This is a genomic window from Bradyrhizobium sp. SZCCHNR1098 (genome assembly GCF_032489375.1).
Taxonomy (GTDB): Bacteria; Pseudomonadota; Alphaproteobacteria; order Rhizobiales; family Xanthobacteraceae; genus Bradyrhizobium.
The window spans coordinates 481,651-505,476 of record NZ_JAUEXY010000002.1; the positions used below are offsets into that span (position 1 = coordinate 481,651).

The 23,826-nt window shown below is 66.3% G+C and carries 19 protein-coding genes; 13 read left to right on the forward strand and 6 right to left on the reverse strand.

From position 1 onward, the window contains the following. Nucleotides 1–70: 70 nt before the first annotated feature. The 4 genes from QX135_RS06460 (at nucleotide 71) to QX135_RS06475 (ending at nucleotide 5,428) form a co-directional block, all read left to right on the forward strand. Nucleotides 71–691: a glutathione S-transferase family protein gene (locus QX135_RS06460; RefSeq protein WP_316176833.1), complete on the forward strand. Its 621-nt coding sequence runs from the start codon at nucleotides 71–73 to the stop codon at nucleotides 689–691. Nucleotides 692–853: 162 nt separating this feature from the next. Further along, the gene (locus tag QX135_RS06465) at nucleotides 854–1,447 is read left to right on the forward strand and encodes a biliverdin-producing heme oxygenase (RefSeq protein WP_316176832.1); all 594 of its coding nucleotides are present in this window, start codon (nucleotides 854–856) and stop codon (nucleotides 1,445–1,447) included. Next, nucleotides 1,444–3,978, forward strand: coding sequence for an HWE histidine kinase domain-containing protein (locus tag QX135_RS06470; RefSeq protein ID WP_316176831.1), 2,535 nt, complete (start codon nucleotides 1,444–1,446; stop codon nucleotides 3,976–3,978). Before QX135_RS06465 ends, QX135_RS06470 begins: the two co-directional genes overlap by 4 nt. A gap of 433 nt (nucleotides 3,979–4,411) precedes the next feature. Continuing rightward, on the forward strand, nucleotides 4,412–5,428 hold the full coding sequence (locus QX135_RS06475; protein WP_315782134.1) for a hypothetical protein: 1,017 nt from the start codon (nucleotides 4,412–4,414) through the stop codon (nucleotides 5,426–5,428). Nucleotides 5,429–5,431: 3 nt separating this feature from the next. On the opposite strand, the gene QX135_RS06480 is transcribed toward QX135_RS06475, so the two are convergent. Further along, nucleotides 5,432–6,565 (reverse strand): site-specific DNA-methyltransferase, encoded by a 1,134-nt coding sequence (locus QX135_RS06480; RefSeq protein WP_315717257.1) that lies wholly within the window; start codon nucleotides 6,563–6,565, stop codon nucleotides 5,432–5,434. 385 nt (nucleotides 6,566–6,950) lie between these two features. On the opposite strand from QX135_RS06480, the gene QX135_RS06485 reads away from it, so the two are divergent. Together QX135_RS06485 and moaB are read left to right on the forward strand one after the other, a co-directional pair. After that, nucleotides 6,951–7,871, forward strand: coding sequence for a neutral zinc metallopeptidase (locus QX135_RS06485; protein ID WP_315739946.1), 921 nt, complete (start codon nucleotides 6,951–6,953; stop codon nucleotides 7,869–7,871). Nucleotides 7,872–7,880: 9 nt separating this feature from the next. Next, a complete protein-coding gene (moaB, locus tag QX135_RS06490; protein ID WP_315739947.1) occupies nucleotides 7,881–8,444 on the forward strand; it encodes a molybdenum cofactor biosynthesis protein B in 564 nt (187 codons plus the stop codon). 40 nt (nucleotides 8,445–8,484) lie between these two features. Here the strand turns inward: moaB and QX135_RS06495 are convergent, their stop codons facing one another. The 4 genes from QX135_RS06495 to QX135_RS06510 form a co-directional block, all read right to left on the reverse strand. Then, the gene (locus tag QX135_RS06495) at nucleotides 8,485–8,898 is read right to left on the reverse strand and encodes a hypothetical protein (RefSeq protein ID WP_315757052.1); all 414 of its coding nucleotides are present in this window, start codon (nucleotides 8,896–8,898) and stop codon (nucleotides 8,485–8,487) included. A 136-nt stretch (nucleotides 8,899–9,034) separates the two neighbouring features. Further along, nucleotides 9,035–9,964 (reverse strand): helix-turn-helix domain-containing GNAT family N-acetyltransferase, encoded by a 930-nt coding sequence (locus QX135_RS06500; RefSeq protein ID WP_316176830.1) that lies wholly within the window; start codon nucleotides 9,962–9,964, stop codon nucleotides 9,035–9,037. 64 nt (nucleotides 9,965–10,028) lie between these two features. Further along, a complete protein-coding gene (locus tag QX135_RS06505; protein ID WP_316176829.1) occupies nucleotides 10,029–10,601 on the reverse strand; it encodes a glycosyl transferase in 573 nt (190 codons plus the stop codon). A gap of 176 nt (nucleotides 10,602–10,777) precedes the next feature. Beyond that, on the reverse strand, nucleotides 10,778–13,195 hold the full coding sequence (locus QX135_RS06510) for a phosphoketolase family protein (RefSeq protein WP_316176828.1): 2,418 nt from the start codon (nucleotides 13,193–13,195) through the stop codon (nucleotides 10,778–10,780). 190 nt (nucleotides 13,196–13,385) lie between these two features. Here QX135_RS06510 and QX135_RS06515 point away from each other — a divergent pair, with 190 nt between their 5' ends. The 4 genes from QX135_RS06515 (at nucleotide 13,386) to QX135_RS06530 (ending at nucleotide 17,679) form a co-directional block, all read left to right on the forward strand. Further along, on the forward strand, nucleotides 13,386–14,564 hold the full coding sequence (locus tag QX135_RS06515) for a PA0069 family radical SAM protein (RefSeq protein ID WP_315773972.1): 1,179 nt from the start codon (nucleotides 13,386–13,388) through the stop codon (nucleotides 14,562–14,564). Nucleotides 14,565–14,594: 30 nt separating this feature from the next. After that, on the forward strand, nucleotides 14,595–15,044 hold the full coding sequence (locus QX135_RS06520; protein ID WP_316176827.1) for a VOC family protein: 450 nt from the start codon (nucleotides 14,595–14,597) through the stop codon (nucleotides 15,042–15,044). A 75-nt stretch (nucleotides 15,045–15,119) separates the two neighbouring features. Beyond that, nucleotides 15,120–15,974 carry a ribonuclease HII gene (locus QX135_RS06525; protein ID WP_315773969.1) on the forward strand — a complete coding sequence of 285 codons (855 nt, stop codon included), beginning with the start codon at nucleotides 15,120–15,122 and terminating at the stop codon, nucleotides 15,972–15,974. A gap of 196 nt (nucleotides 15,975–16,170) precedes the next feature. Then, nucleotides 16,171–17,679 (forward strand): glycosyltransferase family 39 protein, encoded by a 1,509-nt coding sequence (locus tag QX135_RS06530; protein WP_315782144.1) that lies wholly within the window; start codon nucleotides 16,171–16,173, stop codon nucleotides 17,677–17,679. Between the two features lie 123 nt (nucleotides 17,680–17,802). Here QX135_RS06530 and QX135_RS06535 read toward each other — a convergent pair whose 3' ends face one another. Continuing rightward, nucleotides 17,803–18,624 carry a uracil-DNA glycosylase gene (locus tag QX135_RS06535; RefSeq protein ID WP_315740181.1) on the reverse strand — a complete coding sequence of 274 codons (822 nt, stop codon included), beginning with the start codon at nucleotides 18,622–18,624 and terminating at the stop codon, nucleotides 17,803–17,805. A 303-nt stretch (nucleotides 18,625–18,927) separates the two neighbouring features. Between QX135_RS06535 and QX135_RS06540 the strand changes: the two genes are divergently transcribed. From QX135_RS06540 to QX135_RS06550, 3 genes are all read left to right on the forward strand, one after another. After that, nucleotides 18,928–20,586 (forward strand): electron transfer flavoprotein-ubiquinone oxidoreductase, encoded by a 1,659-nt coding sequence (locus QX135_RS06540; protein ID WP_316176826.1) that lies wholly within the window; start codon nucleotides 18,928–18,930, stop codon nucleotides 20,584–20,586. A 241-nt stretch (nucleotides 20,587–20,827) separates the two neighbouring features. After that, entirely contained in the window at nucleotides 20,828–22,624 is a 1,797-nt protein-coding gene (locus tag QX135_RS06545) for a tetratricopeptide repeat protein (RefSeq protein WP_316176825.1), read from the forward strand. Nucleotides 22,625–22,793: 169 nt separating this feature from the next. After that, a complete protein-coding gene (locus tag QX135_RS06550) occupies nucleotides 22,794–23,696 on the forward strand; it encodes a 4-(cytidine 5'-diphospho)-2-C-methyl-D-erythritol kinase (RefSeq protein WP_316162811.1) in 903 nt (300 codons plus the stop codon). Nucleotides 23,697–23,826 lie beyond the last annotated feature (130 nt).

Sequence of the window (23,826 nt, forward strand, 5' to 3'; positions counted from 1 at the left end):
CGCGGGCGTCCAGGGGTGGACGGTCCGGACCGGTGCAGATAGGGTCGGATATCATCTGTCAGGGATCACCATGCTCAAGCTCTATGTCGCGCCGGGCACCTGCGCGCTCGCTTCACATATCGCGCTGGCCGAGACCGGCGCCGACTACGTCGCCGAGAAGCTCAGCTTCAAGACCAACCAGCAGAACAGCCCGGACTATCTCGCGATCAATCCCAAGGGGCGCGTTCCGGCGCTGGTGACGGAGCAGGGCGTCCTGACCGAGACGCCTGCGATGCTCGCCTATGTCGCGCAGCGCTTTCCGGAGGCTCGGCTTGCGCCGCTCGACGACGTCTTCGCCTTTGCCGAGGTGCAGTCGTTCAACAGCTATCTGTGCTCGACGGTCCACATCGCCCATGCGCACAAGATGAGGGGCTATCGCTGGGCCACCGAAGAGTCCTCCTTCGCCGACATGAAGAAGAAGGTGCCGGAGACGATGAGCGCCTGCTTCGCGCTGATCGAGCAGAAGATGCTGCGCGGCCCGTGGGTGATGGGCGAGCAGTACACGATCTGCGATCCCTATCTGTTCACGATCGCCCAATGGCTCGAAGGCGACGGCGTCGACATCAACGCCTTCCCGAAGGTCGCCGCCCATTTTGGCCGCATGTCCGGGCGGCCGGCCGTCAAGAAGGCGCTGGCCGAGCTGGCGGGCTGACGGCCATCCTCGAGGCCATGGCGTCGGAACAGCCGCCCGCCAGCACGGCGCATCGGGAGAGCGGAAAAAATAGCAGCGCGAAGCCGGAACCCAGCTCCGGCCATCGACGTTGCAGGAGGCCGTGGCGCGCCTGCGACCGATCTCCTTTTCTGGGACCCCTTGATGTTGCCGGCTGCCGTTTCAGATGACCGTTTGCGCGCGACCGGCACCGAGAGCATCCGCGAAAGACTGAAGGCGGCAACGGCCTCGGCGCACCGCGCGCTGGATGAGGGGCTCGTTCATTTCGATCTCACCACGACGGCTCATTACCGCCGGTTCCTGCAGGCCAGCGCGGCCGCGCTGCTGCCGTTGGAGGCGGCGCTCGATCAGGCCGGGGTGGATGATCTGATCGAGGACTGGCCGCAGCGCCGACGATCGCAGGCGATCGCCGGCGATCTCGCGGATTTCGGTGCCGTGCCGGTTCCGATGGACCTTCCCGCCCCCTCGCTCGACCGTGCGGGCGTATTCGGCACGCTCTACGTGCTGGAAGGATCGCGGCTCGGCGCGGCCTATCTGGTGCGCATGGTCGCGGCCTCCGCCGATCCGCGGGTGAGACGCGCGACGCGCTATCTCGGCCATGGCGCGCGGCAGGGCTTGTGGCGCAGCTTCCTGTCACAACTCGCACAGGAGCGGACGACAGCCGACGAGGAAGTCAGGATGATCGTGAGTGCGCGCGCAGCGTTCGCGATGTTTGCGAAGGCAATGGCAGCAGCATGAACGAGCCGGTCAACCTCACCAATTGCGATCGCGAGCCGATCCATGTTCCCGGGAGCGTCCAGCCGTTTGGCTTCCTGCTGGCGCTGGTGTCGGACTTCACCATCTGCATGGCTTCGGAGAACGCGCCGGACTTTCTCGGCGGCGACATCGGTTGGCTGCTGCAGCGGCCGCTCGACGCCGTGCTCTCGGAAGCCGCCGTGACGGCGATCCGTGCCCGGGTCGACTATCTCAGCGGTCCGGACGCGGTCGAGCGTGTGTTCGGCGTCGATCTTCAGGGCCGGGGCCGGCTGTTCGACCTCGCCATCCACTTTTCCGGTGCGTATCTCGTCGTCGAGGCCGAGCCGAGCCTGATCGAGCCCGGCGTCAATTCCGGCGAGCTGGTGCGGCTGATGCTCGGCCGCATCCGCAAGACGACGGGGATGATGGACCTCGCGCAGGAGGCGGCACGCCAGCTCAGGCTGCTGACCGGCTTCGATCGGGTGATGGTGTATCGCTTTCATCCGGACGGCTCGGGCGAGGTGATCGCCGAGGCCGCGGGCTCCGGCCTGGAGCCGTTCCTCGGGCTGCATTATCCGGCCTCGGACATTCCCAGGCAGGCGCGGCAGCTCTACCAGCGCAACTGGCTGCGGATCATCGCCGACATCGACGCCGTGCCGGCGCCGCTGCTGTCGACGCCGACGCACAATGCCGGCCTGCTCGACCTGTCGATGAGCGTGCTGCGCGCGGTCTCGCCGGTCCATATCGAATATCTCCGCAACATGGGCGTCGGCGCGTCGATGTCGGTCTCGATCCTGCGCGAAGGCAAGCTGTGGGGCCTGTTCGCCTGCCATCACTATGCGCCGCATCACCTGTCGTTCGAGAAGCGCACCGCGGCCGAGCTGTTCGGCCAGATGTACTCCTGGCTGCTCGAGGCCCGCGAGCGGGAGACCGACGTCGCCTATGAGACGCGCGCGCATCAGATCCAGGAGCGTCTGATCGAGCGTGCGGCTCTGCACGCCCACAGCAAGCGAGCGATCCTCGACTTCGTCGCCGACTACCGGCAGATGATCGAGTGCGACGGCATCGCCGTGTGGTCCGACGACGAGATCACGCTCGACGGCGAGACGCCGACCGAAGAGCACGTGCTGGACCTCATCGGCTTCATCAACCGGACCTCCCCCGGCCGCATCTGCGCCAGCGCCGAGATTGCCAAGGTGTACGCGGCGGGCGAGGCATTCCGCGATCGCGCCGCCGGCTTCCTCGCCATTCCGATCTCGCGCACGCCGCGCGACTGTCTGATCTTCTTCCGGCGCGAAGTGCTGCGCTCGGTCAACTGGGCGGGCGATCCCAACAAGACCTACGCCGAAGGCCCGCTCGGGCCGCGCCTCACGCCACGCAAGAGCTTCGAGCTGTGGCAGCAGACGGTGGCCGGCCAGTCGAAGCCATGGTCAGCGGCGGACCTGCGCATCGCCGAGAGCCTGCGCATCACCCTGCTGGAGGTGATCCTGCAACTGTCGGAGCTCGCCGCACGCGAGCGCCGCGGCGCCCAGGAGCGGCAGGAACTCATGATCGCCGAGCTCAATCACCGCGTTCGCAACATCCTTAGTCTCGTGCGCGGCCTGGTCGCGCAGAGCAAGGAGACCTCGACCTCGGTCGAGGACTTCGCCGCGGTGCTCGGCGGCCGCATCCAGGCTCTGGCACGTGCCCACGACCAGATCACCAATCTCAACTGGGCGCCGGTCGCGCTGCGCGCGCTCTTGGAGTCGGAGGCGGGCGCCTATCTCGGCTCGCGGGCTGCGCGGGTGCGGATGGAAGGGCCGGACGTCGCGCTCGACCCCAAGGCGTTCGGGACGCTCGCGCTCGTCGTGCATGAGATGATGACGAACTCGGCGAAATACGGCGCGCTGGCCGACTCCACCGGGCAGGTTCAGGTGGCGTGGCGACTGGATCCCGGCGCAAGCCTCGTCATCGACTGGAAGGAGAGCGGCGGACCTCCGGTGCAGCCGCCGACGCGCCGCGGCTTCGGCACCACCATCATCGAGCGGTCGGTGCCATTCGATCTCAAGGGCGACGCCGAGATTCGCTTTGATCTGCTCGGCGTTCAGGCCCGCTTCATGATTCCCGCCAATTTCGTCCAGCTGGTTCCGGCGCCGACCGGCGCGGTCCCACGTCCCGAGCGGAAGCAGGAGCCGACGCCGCGTCTCTCAGGCGCCGCGCTGATCGTCGAGGACAATTTGATCATCGCGATGGGCGCCGAGGTGATTCTGCTCGAGCTCGGTGCGCGGCAAGTCGACACGGCGGCGTCGGTCGGTCAGGCGCTGAAGGCGATCGAGCGCGCGGTGCCGGGCTTCGCGCTGCTCGACATCAACCTCGGCGCGGAGAGCAGCCTGCCGGTCGGGCACCGGCTGAAGGAGCTCGGCGTGCCCTTCATGTTCGCCACCGGCTATGGCGAGCGCGCGCCGATTCCGCCCGAGCTGTCCGACGCGCCGATCATTCAGAAGCCGTACACGCGCGAGCTGGTCGAGAAGGCGTTGACGAAGATGATGAAGTGAGCGGGGCGCGGCGTGTGGTCGATGTGCGCGTCATGTTCGCGACGGCCATGGCGAGCGTACGTCGATGAAGCGGCGAGTTTGTCCGACGCCGTCGTACACGCGTGGGACCGTCGAGAGTCATTGACTTAGATCAAGTGAGGCGCACGCGCATCAATCTCTGGACTACGCCTTGCGGTGATTGGCATTCAGGATTTCAGTCTTGGGTTTTCTCACATCCGCGTGTTGTCTCGAATGGCACAGCACGCGTGTCGTCGTCGTATCAACGCGAATTCCCACTGTTGCTGCGACAAAACAGCCCAAAAATATTGGAACGCATCCAAAGGACACCGCTGTTCTAACATTGTTTCGACAAATGGAACCTCCGCAGCCTTATTCCGAACGAAGTCATCGCCGAAACGGCGCAGCGGGGGCGCGTTGAATCGTCGGAGGTGTGATGACGAATCGAACGACGAGTTTGTTGCCGCGCGTTGCTGTCGCCGTGCTGGCGGGAGTGGCTGCGGCGACAATCGAGTTTACACCGGCATCGGCTGCTGACGAATGCCTTGCAAAGCCTGCGGGAACGCCGGCGGGGAAGCACTGGTTCTATCGCATCGATCGCGCGACGAAGAAGCAGTGCTGGTATCTGCGCGACGACGATCGCGAGGCGAAGGGCGCGTCGCTCGTCACGCGCAAGCTCGCCTCGCAGAAGGAACGTGCTCAGCTCTCGTCGACCGCGGCCAATGCACGTGCCGAGATCCAATCGTCGTCCAAGGACGCCGCCGATGAGGTGAAGGTCGTGTCCTCGACACCGACCGCCGCGCCGTCTGTGCCGGCGACGTCTGCGTTTCCGTCGGTTGCCGCATTTCCGGCCGCGCCAGCGCCCGTCGCGTCAGCGCCGGCGGCGCCCGACCCGGTCGGTGCGGCCGTGAACGAATCTGCTGTTGCGACGCGTTGGCCCGACCAGTCCGGCACGCGGCCGGCAGCGGTGGAGCCCGCCGCGCCCCGCGCGTCCTCCTACACGCTCGCGGCCGCCAGTGACACGAGCGCCGCGGAAGCGGCTGCTCCCGCGACGCCGGCGCTGGCCGCTGCGGATGCCTCGCCGGCCGTGACGATCGGCATGTCCGGGGATGATGCGTCCAGGACGCGGATGTTTGCGTTCCTCGGCGCAGTCGCGATTGCGGGCTTCTCGATTAGCGTGCTGTTTGCGCGCGCCCGGGGCAGGCGGCAGCTTCGCATCGAGCCGGTGGCCGCCCGGCGCGTCACGCGTTGGCCGGCGGAGCCCGAGCTCGATCGCATGCACCTGCCGCCGGTGGACAGCTACTATCCGGCCCTGGCGGGACGCAGGGGTAAATCGTCGCAGTCCACCGCGCAGGTCTCGGTCGTGCCGCGCGACGACGTTCGCTACGACGAGCAGTACGAGGTCGAAGACCTGCTGGCGCGCTATTCCGGACAGGAGCGCCGGAATTCGTGAGCGTCAGGCGGCGGACATCTCGGAGCGGATCTCGGCGCGCAACTCGTCGATCAGCCTGAGGCCGCCCTTGGTCTCGACGTGCCAGAAGGTCCAGCCGTTACAGGCCGGCAGACCTTGCGCCACCGCGCCGATGCGGTGGATCGAACCGACCTTGTCACCCAGCATGATGGCCCCATCGGCGCGCACCAGCGCGCCGTGGCGGCGCTTGGAGTCGACGAGCTTGGTGCCGGGCGCGATCATGCCGCGCTCGATCAGCTCCGAGAAGGCGACGCGCGGCGCTTCGCGCGCCGTCATGAACGGTGCCAGCGTTGCCTCCGGCAGCGGCTCGACCGCGGCGATGCGCCGCTCTGCCGCCTTCGCATAGACCTTGTCGCGCTCGAAGCCGATGTAGCGGCGGCCGAGGCGTTTTGCCACGGCTCCGGTCGTGCCGGTGCCGTTGAACGGATCGATCACCAGATCGCCGGGTTTCGAGGATGACAGCAGCACCCGCGCCAGCAGGCCTTCCGGCTTCTGCGTCGGATGGATTTTCTTGCCATCGCCGTCCTTCAGCCGTTCCTCGCCCGTGCACAGCGGAATCAGCCAGTCCGAGCGCGCCTGGACGTCCTCGTTGGCGGCCTTCAGCACTTCGTAGTTGAACGTGTAGCCCTTCGCCTTCTCGTCCCGCGCGGCCCAGATCATGGTCTCGTGCGCGTTGGTGAAGCGGCGGCCGCGGAAGTTCGGCATCGGGTTGGACTTGCGCCAGACGATGTCGTTGAGGATCCAGAAGCCGAGATCCTGCATGATCGCGCCGACGCGGAAGATGTTGTGATAGGAGCCGATCACCCAGATCGTTGCGCTCGGCTTCATCAGGCGGCGCGCGGCGAGCAGCCAGGCGCGCGTGAAGTCGTCATAGGCGGAGAACGAGGAGAACTTGTCCCAATCGTCGTCGACCGCATCGACCTGCGATTCGTCGGGACGCTTGAGCTCGCCCTTGAGCTGCAGATTGTAGGGAGGATCTGCAAACACCAGGTCGACCGATGCGCCTGGCAGTTTCGACATCTCGGCGACGCAGTCGCCGACGATGATTCGTTGCTCTTCGAGGGTCTGAAATTTAGTGCGGGGCGCCCTTGCAGACGCCCCGCGACGCGACTCTACCATGACTCAAGAACTCTGACTCAGGCGACGCTGTCGGCGACGCGGGACCTAACAACCGACTGCCCACACATTGACCCGGCAAAGTAAAAATGGACTTAACCCGGAAAATTATTCGCATCGATGCGCACGCTTTCATCACGCGCACCAGCGACGAATTCCGTTCGTCGATGCACGATGGTCTCTGCGCAAGACGCCGATTGCGATGGGTTTTTCGCGCCGGTCGCGCGCGAGCGCAGCCGATCGAGGTTCGGCGCGGGCCGGTTTTTTTTGGCTGCGCTAGGCAAAATTTGCCGGCCGGGTTATTGATTAACACAGTGGAAATTTTACCTGTCTGCCGCGTTAGGCATTTCGTGCAGAGCCGCGCAAGAATCGTGAGGAAAGGCCGCCCATGCGTTACGATGATTTCCGTCGCAGCGACGACATCGACGACCGTCGCGACGAAGGCGGCGGGATGGGCGGTGGAATGGGTCTGCCGATCGGCGGTGGCGGGCTGGGCATCGGCACCATCATCGTGCTCGGCCTGATCGGCTATGCCTTCGGCATCGATCCGCGCATCCTGATCGGCGGCGCCGAGATGCTGAGCCATGGCGGCGCGCCGACCCAGCAGGCGGACCGGCGCTCGCCGGGCCGGACGGGCGCACCCAAGGACGAGATGGGCGACATGATCTCCGGCGTGCTCGGCGAGATCGACGACCGCTGGAGCGAGATCTTCCAGGCCAGCGGCCAGAATTATACCGGGCCCAAGATCGTGCTGTTTCGCAACAGCACCAACGGCGGCCGCTGCGGCATGGCGCAGTCTGCGATGGGACCGTTCTACTGTCCGCCGGACCGGCAGATCTTCCTCGACACCAACTTCTTCCGCGAGGTCGAGACGCGCTTCCGGGGCTGCTCGGGCAGCGCCTGCAAGTTCACCGCGGCCTACATCATTGCGCACGAGGCCGGGCACCACATCCAGAACCTGCTCGGCATCCTGCCGCGCGTGACGCGGATGCAGCAGCAGTCGGACAACAAGGCCGAAGCCAACGCGCTGCAGGTCAAAGTCGAGCTGCAGGCCGACTGCCTGTCCGGGGTCTGGGTCAATCGCGAGGCCAAGAAGCGCCCGGGCTTCCTCGAGGAGGGCGACATCGACGCCGCGTTGACGACGGCCTCGGCGATCGGCGACGACACTTTGCAGCGGAAGGCGACCGGACGCGTGGTGCCGGATTCGTTCACCCATGGCTCCGCCGCGCAGCGCAAGCGCTGGTTCATGATCGGCTACCAGCAGGGCACGGTGCAGGCCTGCAATACGTTCAGCGCCAGTTCGCTGTAGGGAGACGCGATGATGGCGATCGACGAGAGCAAGAGCTTCATTCCCCTCAACATCGCCGTGCTGACGGTGTCCGACACGCGTTCGCTTGCCGACGACAAGTCCGGCACCACCCTGAGTGACCGCCTGACCGCTGCCGGCCATAGGCTCGCGGCGCGCGAGATCGTCACCGACGACGTCGAGAAGATCCGCGCGGTGGTGAAGTCGTGGATCGCCGATCCCGGCGTCGACGTCGTCATCACCACCGGCGGCACCGGCTTCACCGGCCGCGACGTCACGCCGGAAGCGATCGAGCCGCTGTTCGAGAAGCGCATGGACGGCTTCTCGATCGCTTTCCACATGCTGAGCCACGCCAAGATCGGGACGTCGACGATCCAGAGCCGGGCCACGGCCGGCGTCGCCGGCGCGACCTACATCTTCTGCCTGCCGGGATCACCGGGCGCCTGCCGCGACGGCTGGGACGGCATCCTCGCCGCCCAGCTCGACTACCGCACGCGGCCCTGCAACTTCGTCGAGATCATGCCGCGGCTCGACGAGCATCTGCGCCGGCCCAAGGCGCAGGGCGCGACGGCGTAGGACCACGGCACGACGACGCGCCGCGCGTCCATCGCACGTCTCACTTCGTTGGTACGATCTCGAAAGCGCCGCCGCCTTCGATTGCCGCGCCAATGAGGCCGCCCATCATGCTGGCGGCGAAATTCTGTCCGCGCGGTCCCACGACCATTCGATAGGTCTTGCCGGGCACGGCGGTGAAACGAATGTTCGACGAGCCCGGCGAGGACCATGTCGATACGGTGATCGTCGTGGCGCCCGGCGCAATCGGGCCGCTGTAGCTCTCGCCGCGGCCAAGGCTCGCCACCTTGGCGCCGTTGATCTCGATCGCCGCGGGCGCCGCCAAATAGAGGAAATCGGCCGTGCGCGTAATCGCGACCGTTGCGCGTCCTTTGGGCGCGGCGTGAGCCGCCGTCCCAGCCGCGACCCCCAACAAGCCTGCCAGCGCGGCAAGCGCTGCAAGCTTCGATCGCACCATCGATTCCATCACTGCTGATACTCGCCCCGTTTGGCGGGATACTACCGACGCGCGGGAACTTCGCAATCGGCATGCGCAACGTGTTGTGGGGGGGATCTCGGCCTACCGGCGGTTGCTGCAACCCGGGCGGCGCGGGCTACAGCTCGAGCCGCCATGTCTCGCCCGTCAGCGGGACGCCGAACATGGCGTGCGGCTCCTCAGCGATCTTGCGAAACCCGGCGCGGGCATAGATGTCGCGCGCGGCGGTGAGAATGCTTTGCGTCCACAGCTCGATCGTCCTGTAGTTCTTCTCGCGGGCGAAGCGGATGCATTGTTCGGTCAGGGCCCGGCCGACGCCGAGACCGCGGGCCTTCTTCTCGACCAGCAGCAGCCGCAGCTTGGCGGCCTCGTCGCTGCCCTTGACCAGGAAGATCGAGCCGACCGGCTCACCCGCAAGCTCGGCGATCCAGCAGTGCTCGCGCGCCGGGTCGTAGCTCCTGATGAACTGCGCGCCGATCTCGGCGACCAACGCCTCGAACGAGACGTCCCAGCCATATTCCTCAGCGTAGACGGCGCCGTGCCGTGAAACCACCCAGCCGATGTCGCCGGGGCGATGGCTGCGCAGCAGCACCGGGGAGCGGCCCGGCTGCTGCGGCTCCAGGGCGGTCTCGATCGTCGTCATTGCACCGACCAGCCGGTCGCGCACGGATGGCGCCAGCGGCGCCAGCATGGCCGCGATCTCCTTCTGCGAACTGCGGTCGAGCCTGGCATAGGCCTGTCGTCCCTTGGCGGTGAGCCCGAGCTGCTGCTGCCTGCGATCGGTCGGCAATGGCGTACGGGTGATCAGGCCCTGCTCGTCGAAGCTCTGGACGATGCGGCTGAGATAGCCGGCATCGAGGCCGAGCGAGAGACCGATCTCCTTGGCCGAGATGGCGTCGTACTGCGCCAGCTCATAGAGCACACGCGCTTCGGCCAGCGAGAACGGACTGTCGAGCAGATGCTGGTCCAGCGCGCCGAGCTTCCTCGTGTAGAAGCGGTTGAACGCGCGAACGGCGGCGACCTGGCCGTCGGATGGGGCAGGAATCATGTGGCACCTCCAATACTTGCCATTGTCAATCAATTGATTGACTTTGGCAAGTATCGTCCCGATGCTAGACCATGACAATCCGGCTGCGCAGCATGGTCCGCGAGGAGCGGCCGAGCTGACGCAACAGGCGCGTCTCGGCACGCTTTCGATCGGGCTGGTAGCCGCCGACCTGCCGGTAATGATCGCGGGCGATCAGCAGGCCCTGGTCGCCGAGCGGTCCGACCAGGGCCCGAGCGACCGATCGCATCCGCTCGTGCAGACTGATCGCAGCGTAAGGAGACCTGGCGTAACGGAAAACGCCGGCGCGGGGCTGGCCGGCGGCGGCGACGCTCTGGACGAACTGCCTGGTTTCGTCGATCCAGCCGGGATCGAGCATCGCGCCAGCGGGCAGAAACATCAGCCAGGGCGCCCGCGCGTTCGCGGCCCCTGCCGCGAGCGCTGCGGCCTGGGAGCCCTCGAACTTCATGAAGTGGCAGCCGGCGACGTCCGCGACACGCTCGATCACGCTGGAATCGGGCGAGCGATCGACCAGCAGCACCTCGGTGACGACACCGGCCGCGGCGCCTGGCACCAGCGCGGACAGGGTGGCCACGGCGGTCTGCTCGACACCTTCGGTCGGGATGATCACGCTCAGCATGAACCTGGCATCGTTATCTGTCGCGCCTCCAGCATGACTGTTATCATCTTGTCATAGCCAAATCAGCCCGCTGCGCTGCGGAATTTTGCAGCACGTAGCGGGTCGCGCACGTTCGGGCAACGCCGAACGATTGCTATTTCAAGGTGCTGCGTTGCTGGAGCTCGCGCTTGGCTGGTTCAGTCGCCCGCCTGTGTCGGCGTGGTGCCGCCGGCGCTGTTCGGCCAGACCCAGTCGCGGATCGTCGGCATGTCCTCGCCATGCGCCCGGATGTAGCGGGTATGCTCGATCAGCGCATCGCGGAATTTCTGTTTCACATGGGCTGCGGGCACGCTGAGGCCGGGCACGCGCTCGATCGCCTCGATGGCGAGGTGGAAACGGTCGAGCTCGTTGAGCACGACCATGTCGAACGGCGTCGTCGTGGTGCCTTCCTCGATGAAGCCGCGCACATGCATGCCGGCATGGTTGGTGCGGCTGTAGGTGAGGCGATGGATCAGATACGGATAGCCGTGATAGGCGAAGATCACTGGCTTGTTGACGGTGAACAGGCTGTCGAAGTCGCGGTCGCTGAGGCCATGCGGATGGTCCTGCTTCGGCTGCAGGGTCATGAGATCGACGACGTTGACGACGCGGATCTTCAGGTTGGGCAATTCCTTGCGCAGGAGGTCGACGGCTGCGAGCGTCTCCAGGGTCGGGACGTCTCCGGCGCAGGCCATCACCACGTCGGGCTCTTCGTCGGCGGGCTCGGTGCCGGCCCAAGACCAGATGCCGATGCCGGCGTCGCAATGCGTGGCGGCGTCCTGCATCGACAGCCATTGCGGCGCGGGCTGCTTGCCGGCGACGATGACGTTGATGCGGTCGTAGGTGCGCAGGCAATGGTCGGCGATCCACAACAGCGTGTTGGCGTCCGGTGGGAAGTAGATGCGGACGATATCCGCCTTCTTGTTGGCGACGAGGTCGACGAAGCCGGGATCCTGATGGCTGAAGCCGTTATGGTCCTGCCGCCAGACATGCGAGGTCAAGAGATAGTTCAGCGACGCGATCGGGCGCCGCCACGGCAGCTCGCGTGACACCTTCAGCCATTTGGCATGCTGGTTGAACATCGAATCGATGATGTGGATGAAGGCCTCGTAGCAGGAGAACAGGCCATGGCGGCCGGTGAGCAGATAGCCTTCGAGCCAGCCCTGGCAGAGATGCTCGCTCAGCACCTCCATGACGCGGCCGTCATGCGCCAGATGGACGTCATAGGGCTCGATGCCCTCCATCCACACGCGCTCGGTGACCTCGAACACCGCATCGAGCCGGTTCGACGCCGTTTCGTCGGGACCCATGATGCGGAAGTTTCGGGTCTTCGCATTCAGCGTGATCACGTCGCGCAGGAACTTGCCGAGCTCGCGCGTCGCTTCAGCGATGGTCTGGCCCGGTGAGGACACCTCGATCGCGAAAGCTTGATAGTCCGGCAGCTTGAGCTCGCGCTTGAGCAGACCGCCATTGGCATGCGGATTGGCGCCCAGGCGTCGCTGCCCTTTGGGCGCCAGCGCCTGCAATTCCGGCCTGAGGCGGCCATGGGCGTCGAACAGCGTCTCCGGCTCGTAGCTCTTCAGCCAGGCTTCGAGCAGCGCGAGATGCTCCGGCTTGCTGCGGGGGTTGGCAATCGGCACCTGATGGGCGCGCCAGAAGCCTTCGACCTTGAGGCCGTCGACCTCCTTCGGCCCGGTCCAGCCCTTCGGGCTGCGCAACACGATCATCGGCCAGCGCGGCCGTTGGATCGTTGCATCCGGCTGACGCGCATTCTGCTGGATGGAGCGGATGCTCGCGAGCGCAACATCGAGCGCGTCCGCCATCTGCCGATGCATCGCCTTCGGCTCCGCGCCTTCGACGAACAGCGGCTCGTATCCGTAACCTTCAAACAGGCATTTGATCTCGGCATCGCCCATGCGGCCGAGCACGGTGGGATTGGCGATCTTGTAGCCGTTGAGATGCAGGATCGGCAGCACCGCCCCGTCATGGACCGGGTTCAGGAACTTGTTCGAATGCCAGGACGCGGCGAGCGGGCCGGTCTCGGCCTCGCCGTCGCCGACCACGCAAGCCACGATCAAATCGGGATTGTCGAACGCCGCACCATAGGCGTGGACCAGCGCGTAGCCGAGTTCACCACCTTCATGGATCGAGCCCGGCGTCTCAGGCGCGGCATGGCTCGGGATGCCGCCGGGGAAGGAGAACTGCCGGAACAGCTTGCGCAGGCCATCGGCATCGCGCGTGATCTCCGGATAGATCTCGCTGTAGGTGCCTTCGAGATAGGTGTTGGCGACCATGCCCGGACCGCCATGGCCGGGGCCGCAGATGTAGATGACGCTGAGATCCTGCGCCTCGATGGCGCGGTTGAGATGGGCATAGATGAAGTTCAGGCCGGGCGTCGTCCCCCAGTGGCCGAGCAGGCGCGGCTTGATGTGCTCCGGTTTCAGCGGCTCGTGCAGCAGCGGATTGTCCAGCAGATAGATCTGCCCCACCGAGAGATAATTCGCCGCCCGCCAGTAGCGATCGAGCAGGTCAAGATCGCCGGCCGGGGTGGTCTGTTGGGGAGAAGTGATCTGCATGGGACCTCGCTTGCCTTCCGCTTCGCGCCTGCGGGATACTGTATGAGAGTAACGCCGCACCGTCCTGTTCCAGCGCACCTGCAGGATAGAACGGGAATGTGATGGCTGGCCTTGCGCCCGCGCAGAGCATGCCTGCGCTTTTGTTCTATTTTGTTCTTGTAATGTTCTGTTTGCGTGCTATGTCTTGGCCATGAGCCGAGCATCTTCACATGCCCTCAAGCGCCCGCCGGTCCCGGTGCCCTCCGAGCCGGCGGGCGCGCCTTCGTCAGGTCCTGGGAAGGACTTTCCCGAACTCGCGGTCGCCATCGAACGGGGCCGGCGCCGCGGCCGGGGTGCCCAATCCAACGCGAGCGGTCGCTACGAGGCGGAGGCCCGTGTTGTCTTCGATGATGGCTGGCAGAGCCTCGAGGAGCTGCCGCCGTTCAAGACGACGGTCGCGACCGACACCTCGCGCAAGGTCATCACCCGCAACGACTCGCCGGACATCGGTTTCGATCGCTCGATCAATCCGTATCGGGGCTGCGAGCACGGCTGTGTCTACTGCTTCGCGCGGCCGACCCATGCGTTTCTCGGGCTGTCGCCTGGTCTCGACTTCGAATCCAAGCTGTTCGTGAAGCCGGATGCGCCCGCGCTTCTGGAGAAGGAGCTCGCGGCCAGCGGCTACGATCCGCGGATGATCGCGATCGGCACCAACACCGATCCCTATCAGCCGATCGAGCGCGAGCGGAAGATCATGCGCGGCATCCTCGAGGTGCTGGAAAAGGTTGGCCATCCCGTCGGGATCGTCACGAAGTCGGCGCTGGTGATGCGTGATGCCGACATCCTGGCGCGGATGGCCAAGAAGAACCTGGCGAAGGTCGCGATCTCCGTGACCACGCTGGATCCGAAGCTGGCGCGCACGATGGAGCCGCGGGCCTCGACGCCGTCGAAGCGGCTGGAGGCGCTGCAGGCGCTGTCCAAGGCCGGCATTCCGACCACGGTGATGGTGGCGCCGGTGATCCCGGCGCTCAACGACAGCGAGATCGAGCGCATTCTCGATGCCGCCGCCCATGCCGGCGTCAAGGAAGCGGCCTATGTGCTGCTGCGGCTACCGCTGGAGGTGCGCGACCTGTTCCGGGAATGGCTGCTCGAGCATTATCCCGACCGCTACCGCCACGTCTTCACCCTGATCCGCGATATGCGCGGCGGCCGCGATTACGACTCGCAATGGGGCACGCGAATGAAGGGGACAGGCCCGATGGCCTGGATGATCGGTCGCCGCTTCGAGATCGCCTGCGAGAAGCTCGGGCTGAATAAGCGTCGGACCAAGCTGACGACCGATCATTTCGTGCGGCCGAAGGGCGGCGGCCAGCAGCTCAGCCTGTTCTGAAGCGTGCGGAGAGTAAGTGGAGAGTAGGTGATGAGCGCACAAGCGAGCGTTCCGCGGTTCACCGTCATCACACTCGGTGTGTCCGAGATGCGGCGGAGCATCGCCTTCTATACATTGCTCGGCTTCGTCCGAAAATTCCGCGCGACCGGCGAGGCCGTGGCATTCTTCGAGACCGGCGGGACGGTGCTGGCGCTGTACCCGTGGGGCGCGCTCGCCGGTGACGCGGGCGTGCCAGACGCACCGCGTCCTCAGGCGTTCCGAGGCGTGACGCTGGCATGGAACTGCCGCTCGGAGGCTGAGGTCGATGCGGCGCTCGCGTCGGCGGTGGAGAAAGGCGCAATGCTGCTGAAACCGGCGCAACGGACCGACTATGGCGGTTATAGCGGCTATTTCTCCGATCCGGACGGTCATGTCTGGGAAGTGGTGATCGCGCCGGGGATTGATGTCGGCGAGGATGATCGAGTGCATCTGCCGGCGTAGTCGGTCGCCGGCAGGGGGCGAATAGCGGGGAATTGAGGCCCGTTCGGGTTGCGCCGCCGCCAGCCGTTTCGCACCATGGCGGCCATGATTCGCGATCAGTCAAAGAAGCCGGGCAGGGCGAAAGCAGCGAGCTGCGCCGTGGCGAAGAGCGCCCCTGCAAAGGCCGCGACCAAGCCTGCTGCCCCGGGTGCTGCCGGCAAGTCGGGCGCCAAGCTCGGCAAGGGCGTCATCGCGGTGGCGCCGCCGAGCTTCCGGCGCGAGCGCGCGCTGTTGAAGCAGGGCGTCTGGCCGGTCGCGGGCTGCGACGAGGCGGGACGGGGGCCGCTGGCAGGTCCGGTGGTCGCTGCGGCCGTGATTCTCGATCCTGCGCGCATCCCCAGGGGTCTCGATGATTCCAAGCGCCTGAGCGCGGAGCAGCGCGAGGCGCTGTTCGACAAGATCTGCAAGACGTCGGCGTTTGCGGTGGCCGTCGCATCGCCGGCGCGAATCGATCGCGACAACATCCTGCGTGCCTCGCTCTGGGCGCTGTCGCGCGCCGTGAGGGCGCTGCCCGAGGCGCCGAAGCACGTCTTCGTCGACGGCCGCGACCGCATCGACGTCGATTGCGGCTGCGAGGCGGTGATTGGCGGCGATGGTCTGGTGATGTCGATTGCGGCCGCCTCGATCGTCGCCAAGGTCACGCGCGACCGGCTTATGTGCGCGCTGGCGCAGGATTGCCCGGGTTACGGCTTCGAGCAGCACAAGGGCTATGCTGTGCCGGAGCATCTCGCCGCATTGGACCGGCTCGGCCCCTCGGTGCATCATCGCAGCCTGTTCGCGCCTGTCGTCGCCGCCCGGCGCAAGCATCAGCCGTGGACCGATGTGCCGGAGCCGGATCTTTTCGCGGAGGTGACCGTGGTGACATCCACCGAAATCTCGCTCGAGGTCTGATGCAGGTTGCCTCGCGGGCGCCGCGGTCTTAATAGTTTTGGTCAGCCAGCCAGCACGAAGTGTCACCCCTCGCAGCAGGGGCGGTGTTGTGCGCCCCGATCGTGCGGTATCGATTGCGGGCGTCGGACAGCGAGGCTGCTGCGGATGAGCGACGGTCCTGCCGGCCTCCTCGACGTCCCAAGCGATCCAGCCGTTCATGCGTTTCACGTCACTGGTTGTCGAACTGATCCGCGCAAGGCCGCGGCTGGTCGTCGTCATCGTGGTGCTGTGCCAGGCCCTGATGTGGCTCGGCGTGGCCATGCTGTTCTATCGCAGTCCACCCGGCCAGCTTGCCACCACCATCGCGTTCGGACGTGAATACCAGGTCGGCACCGATCTCGGCCCGCCACTGTCGTTCTGGCTGTCGGACATCGCCTATCGTCTCGCCGGCAATCACCTGCTCGGCGTCTACGTGCTGGCCGTGCTGTGCTCGGCCCTGGGTCTGTGGGTGATGTATCTCCTGGCGGGGGCGATCGTCGGCGGCCAGCAGGCGGTGCTCGCCGTGCTGCTGACGATGACCATCACCGCGTTCGGTGCACCCACGCTCGAATTCGGTCCGGAGGTGCTGGCGCGTCCGCTCTGGGCGCTGCTGCTGCTCCATAGCTGGCGGATTCTCGGCGAAGGCCGGCGCAACGCCTGGTTTGCCTGGTCGATCGAGGCCGGCCTGCTGCTGCTGACCACCTCGGCCGCGGCGGGCCTGCTGCTGCTGATCGCCGGCTTCGTGGTCTCCACCGCGCAGGGCCGCCGGGTGCTGCGCTCGTTCGATCCGCTGTTCGCGCTGCTGGTGGTGCTGGCGCTGGCGCTGCCCTACCTCATCTTCGTGCTGCGCGCCGACAGCGTCGGGCTGCCGGCGCTGCCCGTTCTCGCCGAGCTCTCGGTGCGCGCTTGGCATTGGCTCGCCTTGGCTGGCGGGGCGCTGCTGGCGATCTCGGCCATGGTGCTGCTGGTGCTGCTCGACGCCAGCTGGATCAGCCGCAGCGAGACCGACGCCCCGATCATCTACCGCCGTTCGGTCCCACCGCTCGCCCGCGACTTCGTCTATTGCTTCGCGATCGCACCGGCCCTGGCGGGCAGCCTGATCTCCGGCCTGTTCGGTCTGCCCACGGTGTTCGGCGGCGTCGCCGTCACCTTGACGATGGTCGGTCTCGCGCTGGTGGTCGCGTCCGGCGATCTGATCTATCTGCGCCGCCAGCGGCTGTTGCGCACGGTGTGGGCGGCTGCGGTCGCTGCACCCGCGGTTTTCGTTGCCGGCAGCGCCGTGATTCAGCCCGTGATCGGCGAGGGCGAGGTCGCGACGTCGATGCCGGCCCGCGACATCGCCCGCTTCTTCGTCGAGAGTTTTGAGCGCCGTACCAACCAGCGGCTGCAGGCGGTCGCCGGCGATCCGCAACTCGCTAGCCTGGTCGCGCTCGGTCGCCGCCGCGCGCATCTGTTCCTCGATGCCACCCCGCAGCGGACGCCCTGGGTCACGCCGGCGAAATTCGCGGAGAGCGGCGGGGTCGTGGTGTGGCGCGCCTCCGACACGGTCGGCACCCCACCGCCTGACATCGCCCAGCGCTTTCCCGGGCTGGTGCCGGAGGTGCCGCGCAGCTTCGACTGGCTGATCAACGGCCGCCAGCCGGTGCTGCGCATCGGCTGGGCCATCGTACGGCCGAGGGGGCCTTAGCGCTTTCCATGCGAGCCGTCATTGCGAGGAGCGAAAGCGACGAAGCAATCCAGGGCTGCGCGCGTGACTCTGGATTGCTTCGCTGCGCCGCTGCGCTCGCAATGACGGAAGCGAATTGGGTCCTCAGACCGCTATCACCGTCGCGATTGCGCGCAGATCCTGCCAGGACAGCCGCTTGTAGGACGGCGAGCGCAACAGATAGGCCGGATGGAAGGTCGCGATCGCGCGGATCGTCCGCTTGCCGGTGTCGTAGTCGCGCCATTTGCCGCGCACGCGCATGATGCCCTCGGTCGTACCGAGCAGCGACTGGGTCGAGGGATTGCCGAGCGTCACCAGCACATCGGGATCGACCAGCTCGATCTGGCGGCGAATGAACGGCAGGCAGATCTGCGTCTCCTGCGGCGTTGGCGTACGGTTGCCGGGCGGGCGCCAGGGAATGACATTGGCGATGTAGACCTTGCTGCGGTCGAGCCCGATCGCGCCGATCATGCGGTCGAGCAGCTTGCCGGAGCGGCCGACGAATGGCAGGCCCTCGATGTCCTCGTCGCGGCCGGGCGCCTCGCCGACCAGCATGATGCGCGCCTGCGGATTGCCGTCGGCGAACACCAGCCGCGACGCCGTCTGCTTCAGCGCGCAGCCGTCGAAAGTCTCCAGGAGCTCGCGCAGCGCCTCCAGCGTCGGCGCCGTCCGCGCCGCCTCGCGGGCCGAGGCGACGGCCGCTTCCGGCGGAGGCGGCGGTTCTCCGCGCGGCGGAATGATCGCCGGCGCGGCCGGCCGGCCGGGCTGCGCCGGCGCCTGACGGGCGACGGGGGCCGCGGCGGGGAACGAAACCGCCTCGGGCTCGACCAGCCGGTTGATCGGCTCGTCGGCCAAGGCGCAATCGACCCCGGCCTCCAGATAGAAGGCGAGCAGTTGCCGGACGTCGGGGAGGGGCTCGGGAGTCATCATGATCGATCGCCGCGGCAGTGTACGCTGCCTCGGCGCATGGCGGAATGCATTTCGGTGGTTGTCCTGCCCCGAAAAATCGGAAACAAGAGTTTGGAATAACCCAAAAAGGGACGGAACGCCCTAGTGTTCCGGCGCCAGCCGTCGCTCCCCCTCCGGACCAGTCTTCAGCGAACGGTCAACGCCTTCAGGAACCCTAGTTAAGTCATTGTTGCCATTGCAGCTCCGGGTTTGACCTTTGCACGCGCCGGGGGGCGGCAGAGGTCGGGTCCCCTGCACCGGCCGGGCCTGAGATCGAGAGAGATGAGCACCGAAGAATTACCTCCGCGCGAATCCATGGAGTTCGACGTCGTCATCGTCGGCGCCGGCCCCTCGGGCCTGTCCGCCGCGATCCGGCTGAAGCAGCTCAATGCCGACCTCAACATCGTCGTGGTCGAGAAGGGCTCCGAGGTCGGCGCGCATATTCTGTCCGGTGCGGTGATCGATCCGGCGGCGCTCGACAAGCTCATCCCCGACTGGCGCTCGGACGACGATTGCCCGCTGAAGACCCAGGTCAAGGTCGACAAGTTCTTCTGGATGACCGAGAGCAGCGCGATCTCGCTGCCGGGCTTCGCGATGCCGCCGCTGATGGACAACCATCACTGCTACATCGGTTCGCTCGGCAATGTCTGCCGTTGGCTGTCGCGCAAGGCCGAGGCGCTCGGCGTCGAGATCTATCCGGGCTTCGCGGCCACCGAGGTGCTCTATGACGAGCAGGGCGCGGTGCGCGGCATCGCCACCGGCGACATGGGCATCGGCAAGGACGGCAAGCCGAAATCCTCGTTCACGCGCGGCATGGAGCTGCTCGGCAAGTACACGCTGTTCGCGGAAGGCGCGCGCGGCAGCCTGTCCAAGCAGCTGATCGCGAAATTCGCATTGGACGCCAAGAGCGAGCCGGCGAAATTCGGCATCGGCCTCAAGGAGGTCTGGCAGATCGATCCCGCCAAGCACCAGAAGGGGCTGATCCAGCATTCCTTCGGCTGGCCGCTCGACATGAAGACCGGCGGCGGCTCGTTCCTGTATCACTACGACGACAATCTCGTCGCAGTCGGTTTCGTCGTCCACCTGAACTACGACGATCCCTATCTGTCGCCGTTCGAGGAATTCCAGCGCTTCAAGACGCACCCGTCGATCCGCGGCGTGTTCGAAGGCGGCAAGCGCCTCGCCTACGGCGCACGCGCCATCACCGAAGGCGGCTATCAGTCGGTGCCGCGGCTGTCGTTCGCTGGCGGCGCGCTGATCGGCTGCGCGGCGGGCTTCGTCAACGTGCCGCGCATCAAGGGCGTGCACAACGCGATGGGCAGCGCGATGCTCGCGGCCGAGCACGTCAATGCCGCGCTCGCATCCGGCCGCGCCAATGACGAGCTGGTCAGTTACGAGAACGCCTGGCGCGGCTCGCCAGTCGGCGATGATCTGTTCAAGGTCCGCAACGTCAAGCCGCTATGGTCGAAGTTCGGCACGGTGCTCGGCGTCGCGCTCGGCGGCTTCGACATGTGGTGCAACACGCTCGGTTTCTCGTTGTTCGGCACCCGGTCGCACGTCAAGCCCGATCGCGCCACGCTCGATCCGGCCAAGGCGCATCAGCCGAAGCCGGCGATGAAGCCGGACGGCAAGCTGACCTTCGACCGGTTGTCTTCGGTGTTCCTGTCCAACACCAATCACGAGGAAGACCAGCCGGTGCATCTGAAGGTCGCCGACATGGCGCTGCAGAAGAGCTCCGAGCACGACGTCTATGCCGGACCGTCAAACCGCTATTGCCCGGCGGGCGTCTACGAATGGGTCGAGGAGGGCGCCAGCCCGCGCTTCGTGATCAACGCGCAGAACTGCGTCCACTGCAAGACCTGCGACGTCAAGGATCCCAACGGCAACATCACCTGGGTTCCTCCGGAAGGAGGCGGTGGGCCGAACTACGAGGCGATGTAGCCTCGCATGACGCACGATTGCGTGAGTCGGCTGCTCCGGGGAGGGCAGCCGGCCACGATACGGCCATACTGGCGCGGTTTGACGCGGGTCACCTTCGCCAAAGGGGCTCCCGGCTGACCCGAATATCCTGCAAATCCTTGCGGTTGGCCGCCAAACGCGGCATTGTCGGCGCCTTGAAGAGCTGCCGATCGGGGTCCTGTCCGTACCGATCCGTCATTTCCAACAACCAGAGCGCACCGTGATGTTGTCAATTCGCAATCGCTGGACCGCAATTGCCGTTTCTGCCTTGCTGCTCCCCGGTGCCGTCCTGGCCCAGACGCCGGATCATCCTGCGGATAACGCCGCGAAGTTTCCGACCAGCGTCGATCTGAAGTCGCTCACCACCTCGGGCAGCTATCTGGCGGCCCGCCACGCCAGCGTCGAGCGCGACGCGGCCTCGGCGGCGGCGTTCTACCGCTCGGCGCTACGTAGCGACCCGAAGAACAACGAGCTGCTCGACCGCGCCTTCATCTCCTCGGTCGCCGATGGCGACATCGACGAGGCTGTGAAGCTGGCCGAGCGCGTGCTCACGATCGACAAGGCGAACCGCATCGCGCGCCTCGTGGTTGGCGTGCAGGACATCAAGCAGAAGAAATACACAGCCGCCCAGACCAACATCAACCAGTCGGTGCGCGGGCCGATCACCGATCTCGTCGCCACCTTGCTGTCGGCGTGGGCCGCGGCCGGTGCGGGCGATTCGAAGACCGCCGTCGCCAATATCGACAAGCTGACTGGTCCCGAATGGTATCCGCTGTTCAAGGACCTCCATGCCGGCATGATCCTGGAGCTGGCCGGCAAGGAGAAGGACGCCGGCACGCGGTTCGAGCGCGCCTACAAGCTCGACGATTCGATGCTGCGCATCACCGAGGCCTATGCGCATTGGCTGTCGCGCAACAAGGATGCGGCCGCCGCGTCCGCGATCTATGAAGCCTTCGACAAGAAGCTCGCGCGCCATCCGCTGGTGCAGGAGGGCCTGCGCGAGACCAAGGCCGGCAAGAAGCTGCCGTCGCTGGTCGATTCGGCGCAGGCCGGCGCCGCCGAGGCGCTGTACGGCATCGGCGCCACTTTGAGCCGCCGCGGCGGCGAGGATCTGGCGCTGGTCTATCTGCAGCTCGCGCTGCATCTGCAGCCGAATCATCCGCTGGCGCTGCTGTCGCTCGCCGATCTCTACGAGACCGTGAAGAAGCCGCAGATGGCGATCAAGGTCTATGAGCGGGTGCCGGCGAGCTCGCCGTTGAAGCGCAATGCGCAGATCCAGCTCGCCACCGATCTCGACAGCGCCGACCGCAGCGACGAGGCGATCAAGATCCTCAAGGACGTCATTGCGCAGGATCCGAAGGATCTCGAGGCGATCATGGCGCTCGGCAACATCGAGCGCGGCCGCAAGAAGTTCGCCGACTGCGCCAAGACCTATTCGCTCGGCGTCGATTCGCTGCCGGTGAACAATGAAAAGGCCAACAGCGTCTATTACTACTACCGCGGCATCTGCCTGGAGCGCTCCAAGCAGTGGCCGAAGGCTGAGGCCGACATGCGCAAGGCCCTCGAGCTGCAGCCTGACCAGCCGCATGTGCTGAACTATCTCGGCTATTCCTGGATCGACCAGGGCATCAATCTCGACGAAGGCATGAAGATGATCAAGCGTGCCGTCGAGCAGCGGCCGGACGATGGCTACATCGTCGACTCGCTCGGCTGGGCCTATTACCGCATCGGCAATTACGAGGAGGCGGTCAAGAACCTCGAGCGCGCGATCGACCTCAAGCCTGAGGATCCGACCATCAACGACCATCTCGGCGACGCCTATTGGCGCATCGGCCGCAAGCTGGAAGCCAAGTTCCAGTGGGCCCATGCCCGCGACCTGAAGCCCGAGGCCGAGGAGCTGCCGAAGATCGAGGCCAAGATCCAGAACGGCCTGACTGATGATCCGGCACCCGCTGCGGCCAGCAACGACACCAAGGATACGCCGTCCGACGCCAAGAAGGACGACGGCAAGGGCGGCTAGGTCGTCCTGATTACGATGTGAGAGCCATCACGGGCTCCTCGGCTTGCCGGGGAGCCCGGATGATTTTGATGAAGCGTGTGGCGGTTGCCGGCCACGTTCGTTTCGGCCTCGGGCCGCGGCGAGTTGGCATCTGAGCTCCACCACCGAACATGCTGGGGGCATTGCGCCGATGTTGGCGTCCACGGTCACCGGCGCGCTGCAGGAGCAGGGGCGCGCCAAGGTCAATCTGACCCTGCGGGTCGTCGGCCGCCGGGTCGACGGCTATCATGATCTCGAAAGCGTCGTCGCCTTTGCGGATTGCGCGGACCAGCTCGCGCTGGTGCCGGGGGCGGAGCTGACGCTGACCACGACCGGACCTCTCGCAGAGGCCTGTGGCGAGACCACGGACAATCTGGTGCTGAAGGCGGCGCGTCTGCTGGCGGAGGCCGTTCCCGGCCTGAAGCTCGGCGCGTTCACGCTGGAGAAGGTGCTGCCGGTCGCCGCCGGCATCGGCGGCGGCTCGGCCGATGCCGCAGCGGCGCTGCGGTTGTTGGCGAAGCTGAACGGCCTGTCGCTGGACGATCCGCGCCTCACTGCGGTTGCCCTGAAAACCGGCGCCGACGTGCCGGTTTGCGTCCCCTCGCGCGCCTGCACCATGACCGGCGTCGGCGAGAACCTGCAGCCGCTTGCGCTTCCCGTCCTGCCCTGCGTGATGATCAATCCGCGGGTGCCGGTCGCGACCAAGGACGTGTTCCAGGCGCTCGGCCTGAAGCCTGGCGACCTGCTGGTCGGCGTGACCGATGTCCTCACGGCGCCGTCCTGGCCGCAGGCCGGAGCGTCGGTCGGAGACTGGGTCGCTGCACTCGATCAGGTGAAGAACGATCTGGAGCCGCCCGCCCTGAAGGTGCAGCCGATCATCGGCACGGTGCTCGACGCGCTGCGCGCGAGTTCAGGCGTCCTGCTCGCTCGCATGTCCGGCTCCGGCGCGACGTGCTTTGCGATCTATGGCAGCGAGGCGGATGCAAAGTCGGCCGGCGCTGCGATCGCAGCCGCGCACCCGGAGTGGTGGGTGCATGCGGGGACGCTGAGCTAGTTTGCGGGCTCGGCCCTCGTTGCGAGCGAAGCATCGAGACTCTTTGCTGCGGCCCTGGATCGCGTCGTCGCTACGCTCCTCGCGATGCCGGCGCGCTGATGATTCGTAGGGTGGGCAAAGGCGCAGCCTG

Bases quoted from the DNA above. Each gene is read 5' to 3' on its own strand.
- QX135_RS06460 (WP_316176833.1), top strand. From the start codon at position 71: ATGCTCAAGCTCTATGTCGCGCCGGGCACCTGCGCGCTCGCTTCACAT.
- QX135_RS06465 (WP_316176832.1), top strand. From the start codon at position 854: ATGTTGCCGGCTGCCGTTTCAGATGACCGTTTGCGCGCGACCGGCACC.
- QX135_RS06470 (WP_316176831.1), top strand. From the start codon at position 1,444: ATGAACGAGCCGGTCAACCTCACCAATTGCGATCGCGAGCCGATCCAT.
- QX135_RS06475 (WP_315782134.1), top strand. From the start codon at position 4,412: ATGACGAATCGAACGACGAGTTTGTTGCCGCGCGTTGCTGTCGCCGTG.
- QX135_RS06480 (WP_315717257.1), bottom strand. From the start codon at position 6,565: ATGGTAGAGTCGCGTCGCGGGGCGTCTGCAAGGGCGCCCCGCACTAAA.
- QX135_RS06485 (WP_315739946.1), top strand. From the start codon at position 6,951: ATGCGTTACGATGATTTCCGTCGCAGCGACGACATCGACGACCGTCGC.
- moaB (WP_315739947.1), top strand. From the start codon at position 7,881: ATGATGGCGATCGACGAGAGCAAGAGCTTCATTCCCCTCAACATCGCC.
- QX135_RS06495 (WP_315757052.1), bottom strand. From the start codon at position 8,898: ATGGTGCGATCGAAGCTTGCAGCGCTTGCCGCGCTGGCAGGCTTGTTG.
- QX135_RS06500 (WP_316176830.1), bottom strand. From the start codon at position 9,964: ATGATTCCTGCCCCATCCGACGGCCAGGTCGCCGCCGTTCGCGCGTTC.
- QX135_RS06505 (WP_316176829.1), bottom strand. From the start codon at position 10,601: ATGCTGAGCGTGATCATCCCGACCGAAGGTGTCGAGCAGACCGCCGTG.
- QX135_RS06510 (WP_316176828.1), bottom strand. From the start codon at position 13,195: ATGCAGATCACTTCTCCCCAACAGACCACCCCGGCCGGCGATCTTGAC.
- QX135_RS06515 (WP_315773972.1), top strand. From the start codon at position 13,386: ATGAGCCGAGCATCTTCACATGCCCTCAAGCGCCCGCCGGTCCCGGTG.
- QX135_RS06520 (WP_316176827.1), top strand. From the start codon at position 14,595: ATGAGCGCACAAGCGAGCGTTCCGCGGTTCACCGTCATCACACTCGGT.
- QX135_RS06525 (WP_315773969.1), top strand. From the start codon at position 15,120: ATGGCGGCCATGATTCGCGATCAGTCAAAGAAGCCGGGCAGGGCGAAA.
- QX135_RS06530 (WP_315782144.1), top strand. From the start codon at position 16,171: ATGCGTTTCACGTCACTGGTTGTCGAACTGATCCGCGCAAGGCCGCGG.
- QX135_RS06535 (WP_315740181.1), bottom strand. From the start codon at position 18,624: ATGACTCCCGAGCCCCTCCCCGACGTCCGGCAACTGCTCGCCTTCTAT.
- QX135_RS06540 (WP_316176826.1), top strand. From the start codon at position 18,928: ATGAGCACCGAAGAATTACCTCCGCGCGAATCCATGGAGTTCGACGTC.
- QX135_RS06545 (WP_316176825.1), top strand. From the start codon at position 20,828: ATGTTGTCAATTCGCAATCGCTGGACCGCAATTGCCGTTTCTGCCTTG.
- QX135_RS06550 (WP_316162811.1), top strand. From the start codon at position 22,794: ATGTTGGCGTCCACGGTCACCGGCGCGCTGCAGGAGCAGGGGCGCGCC.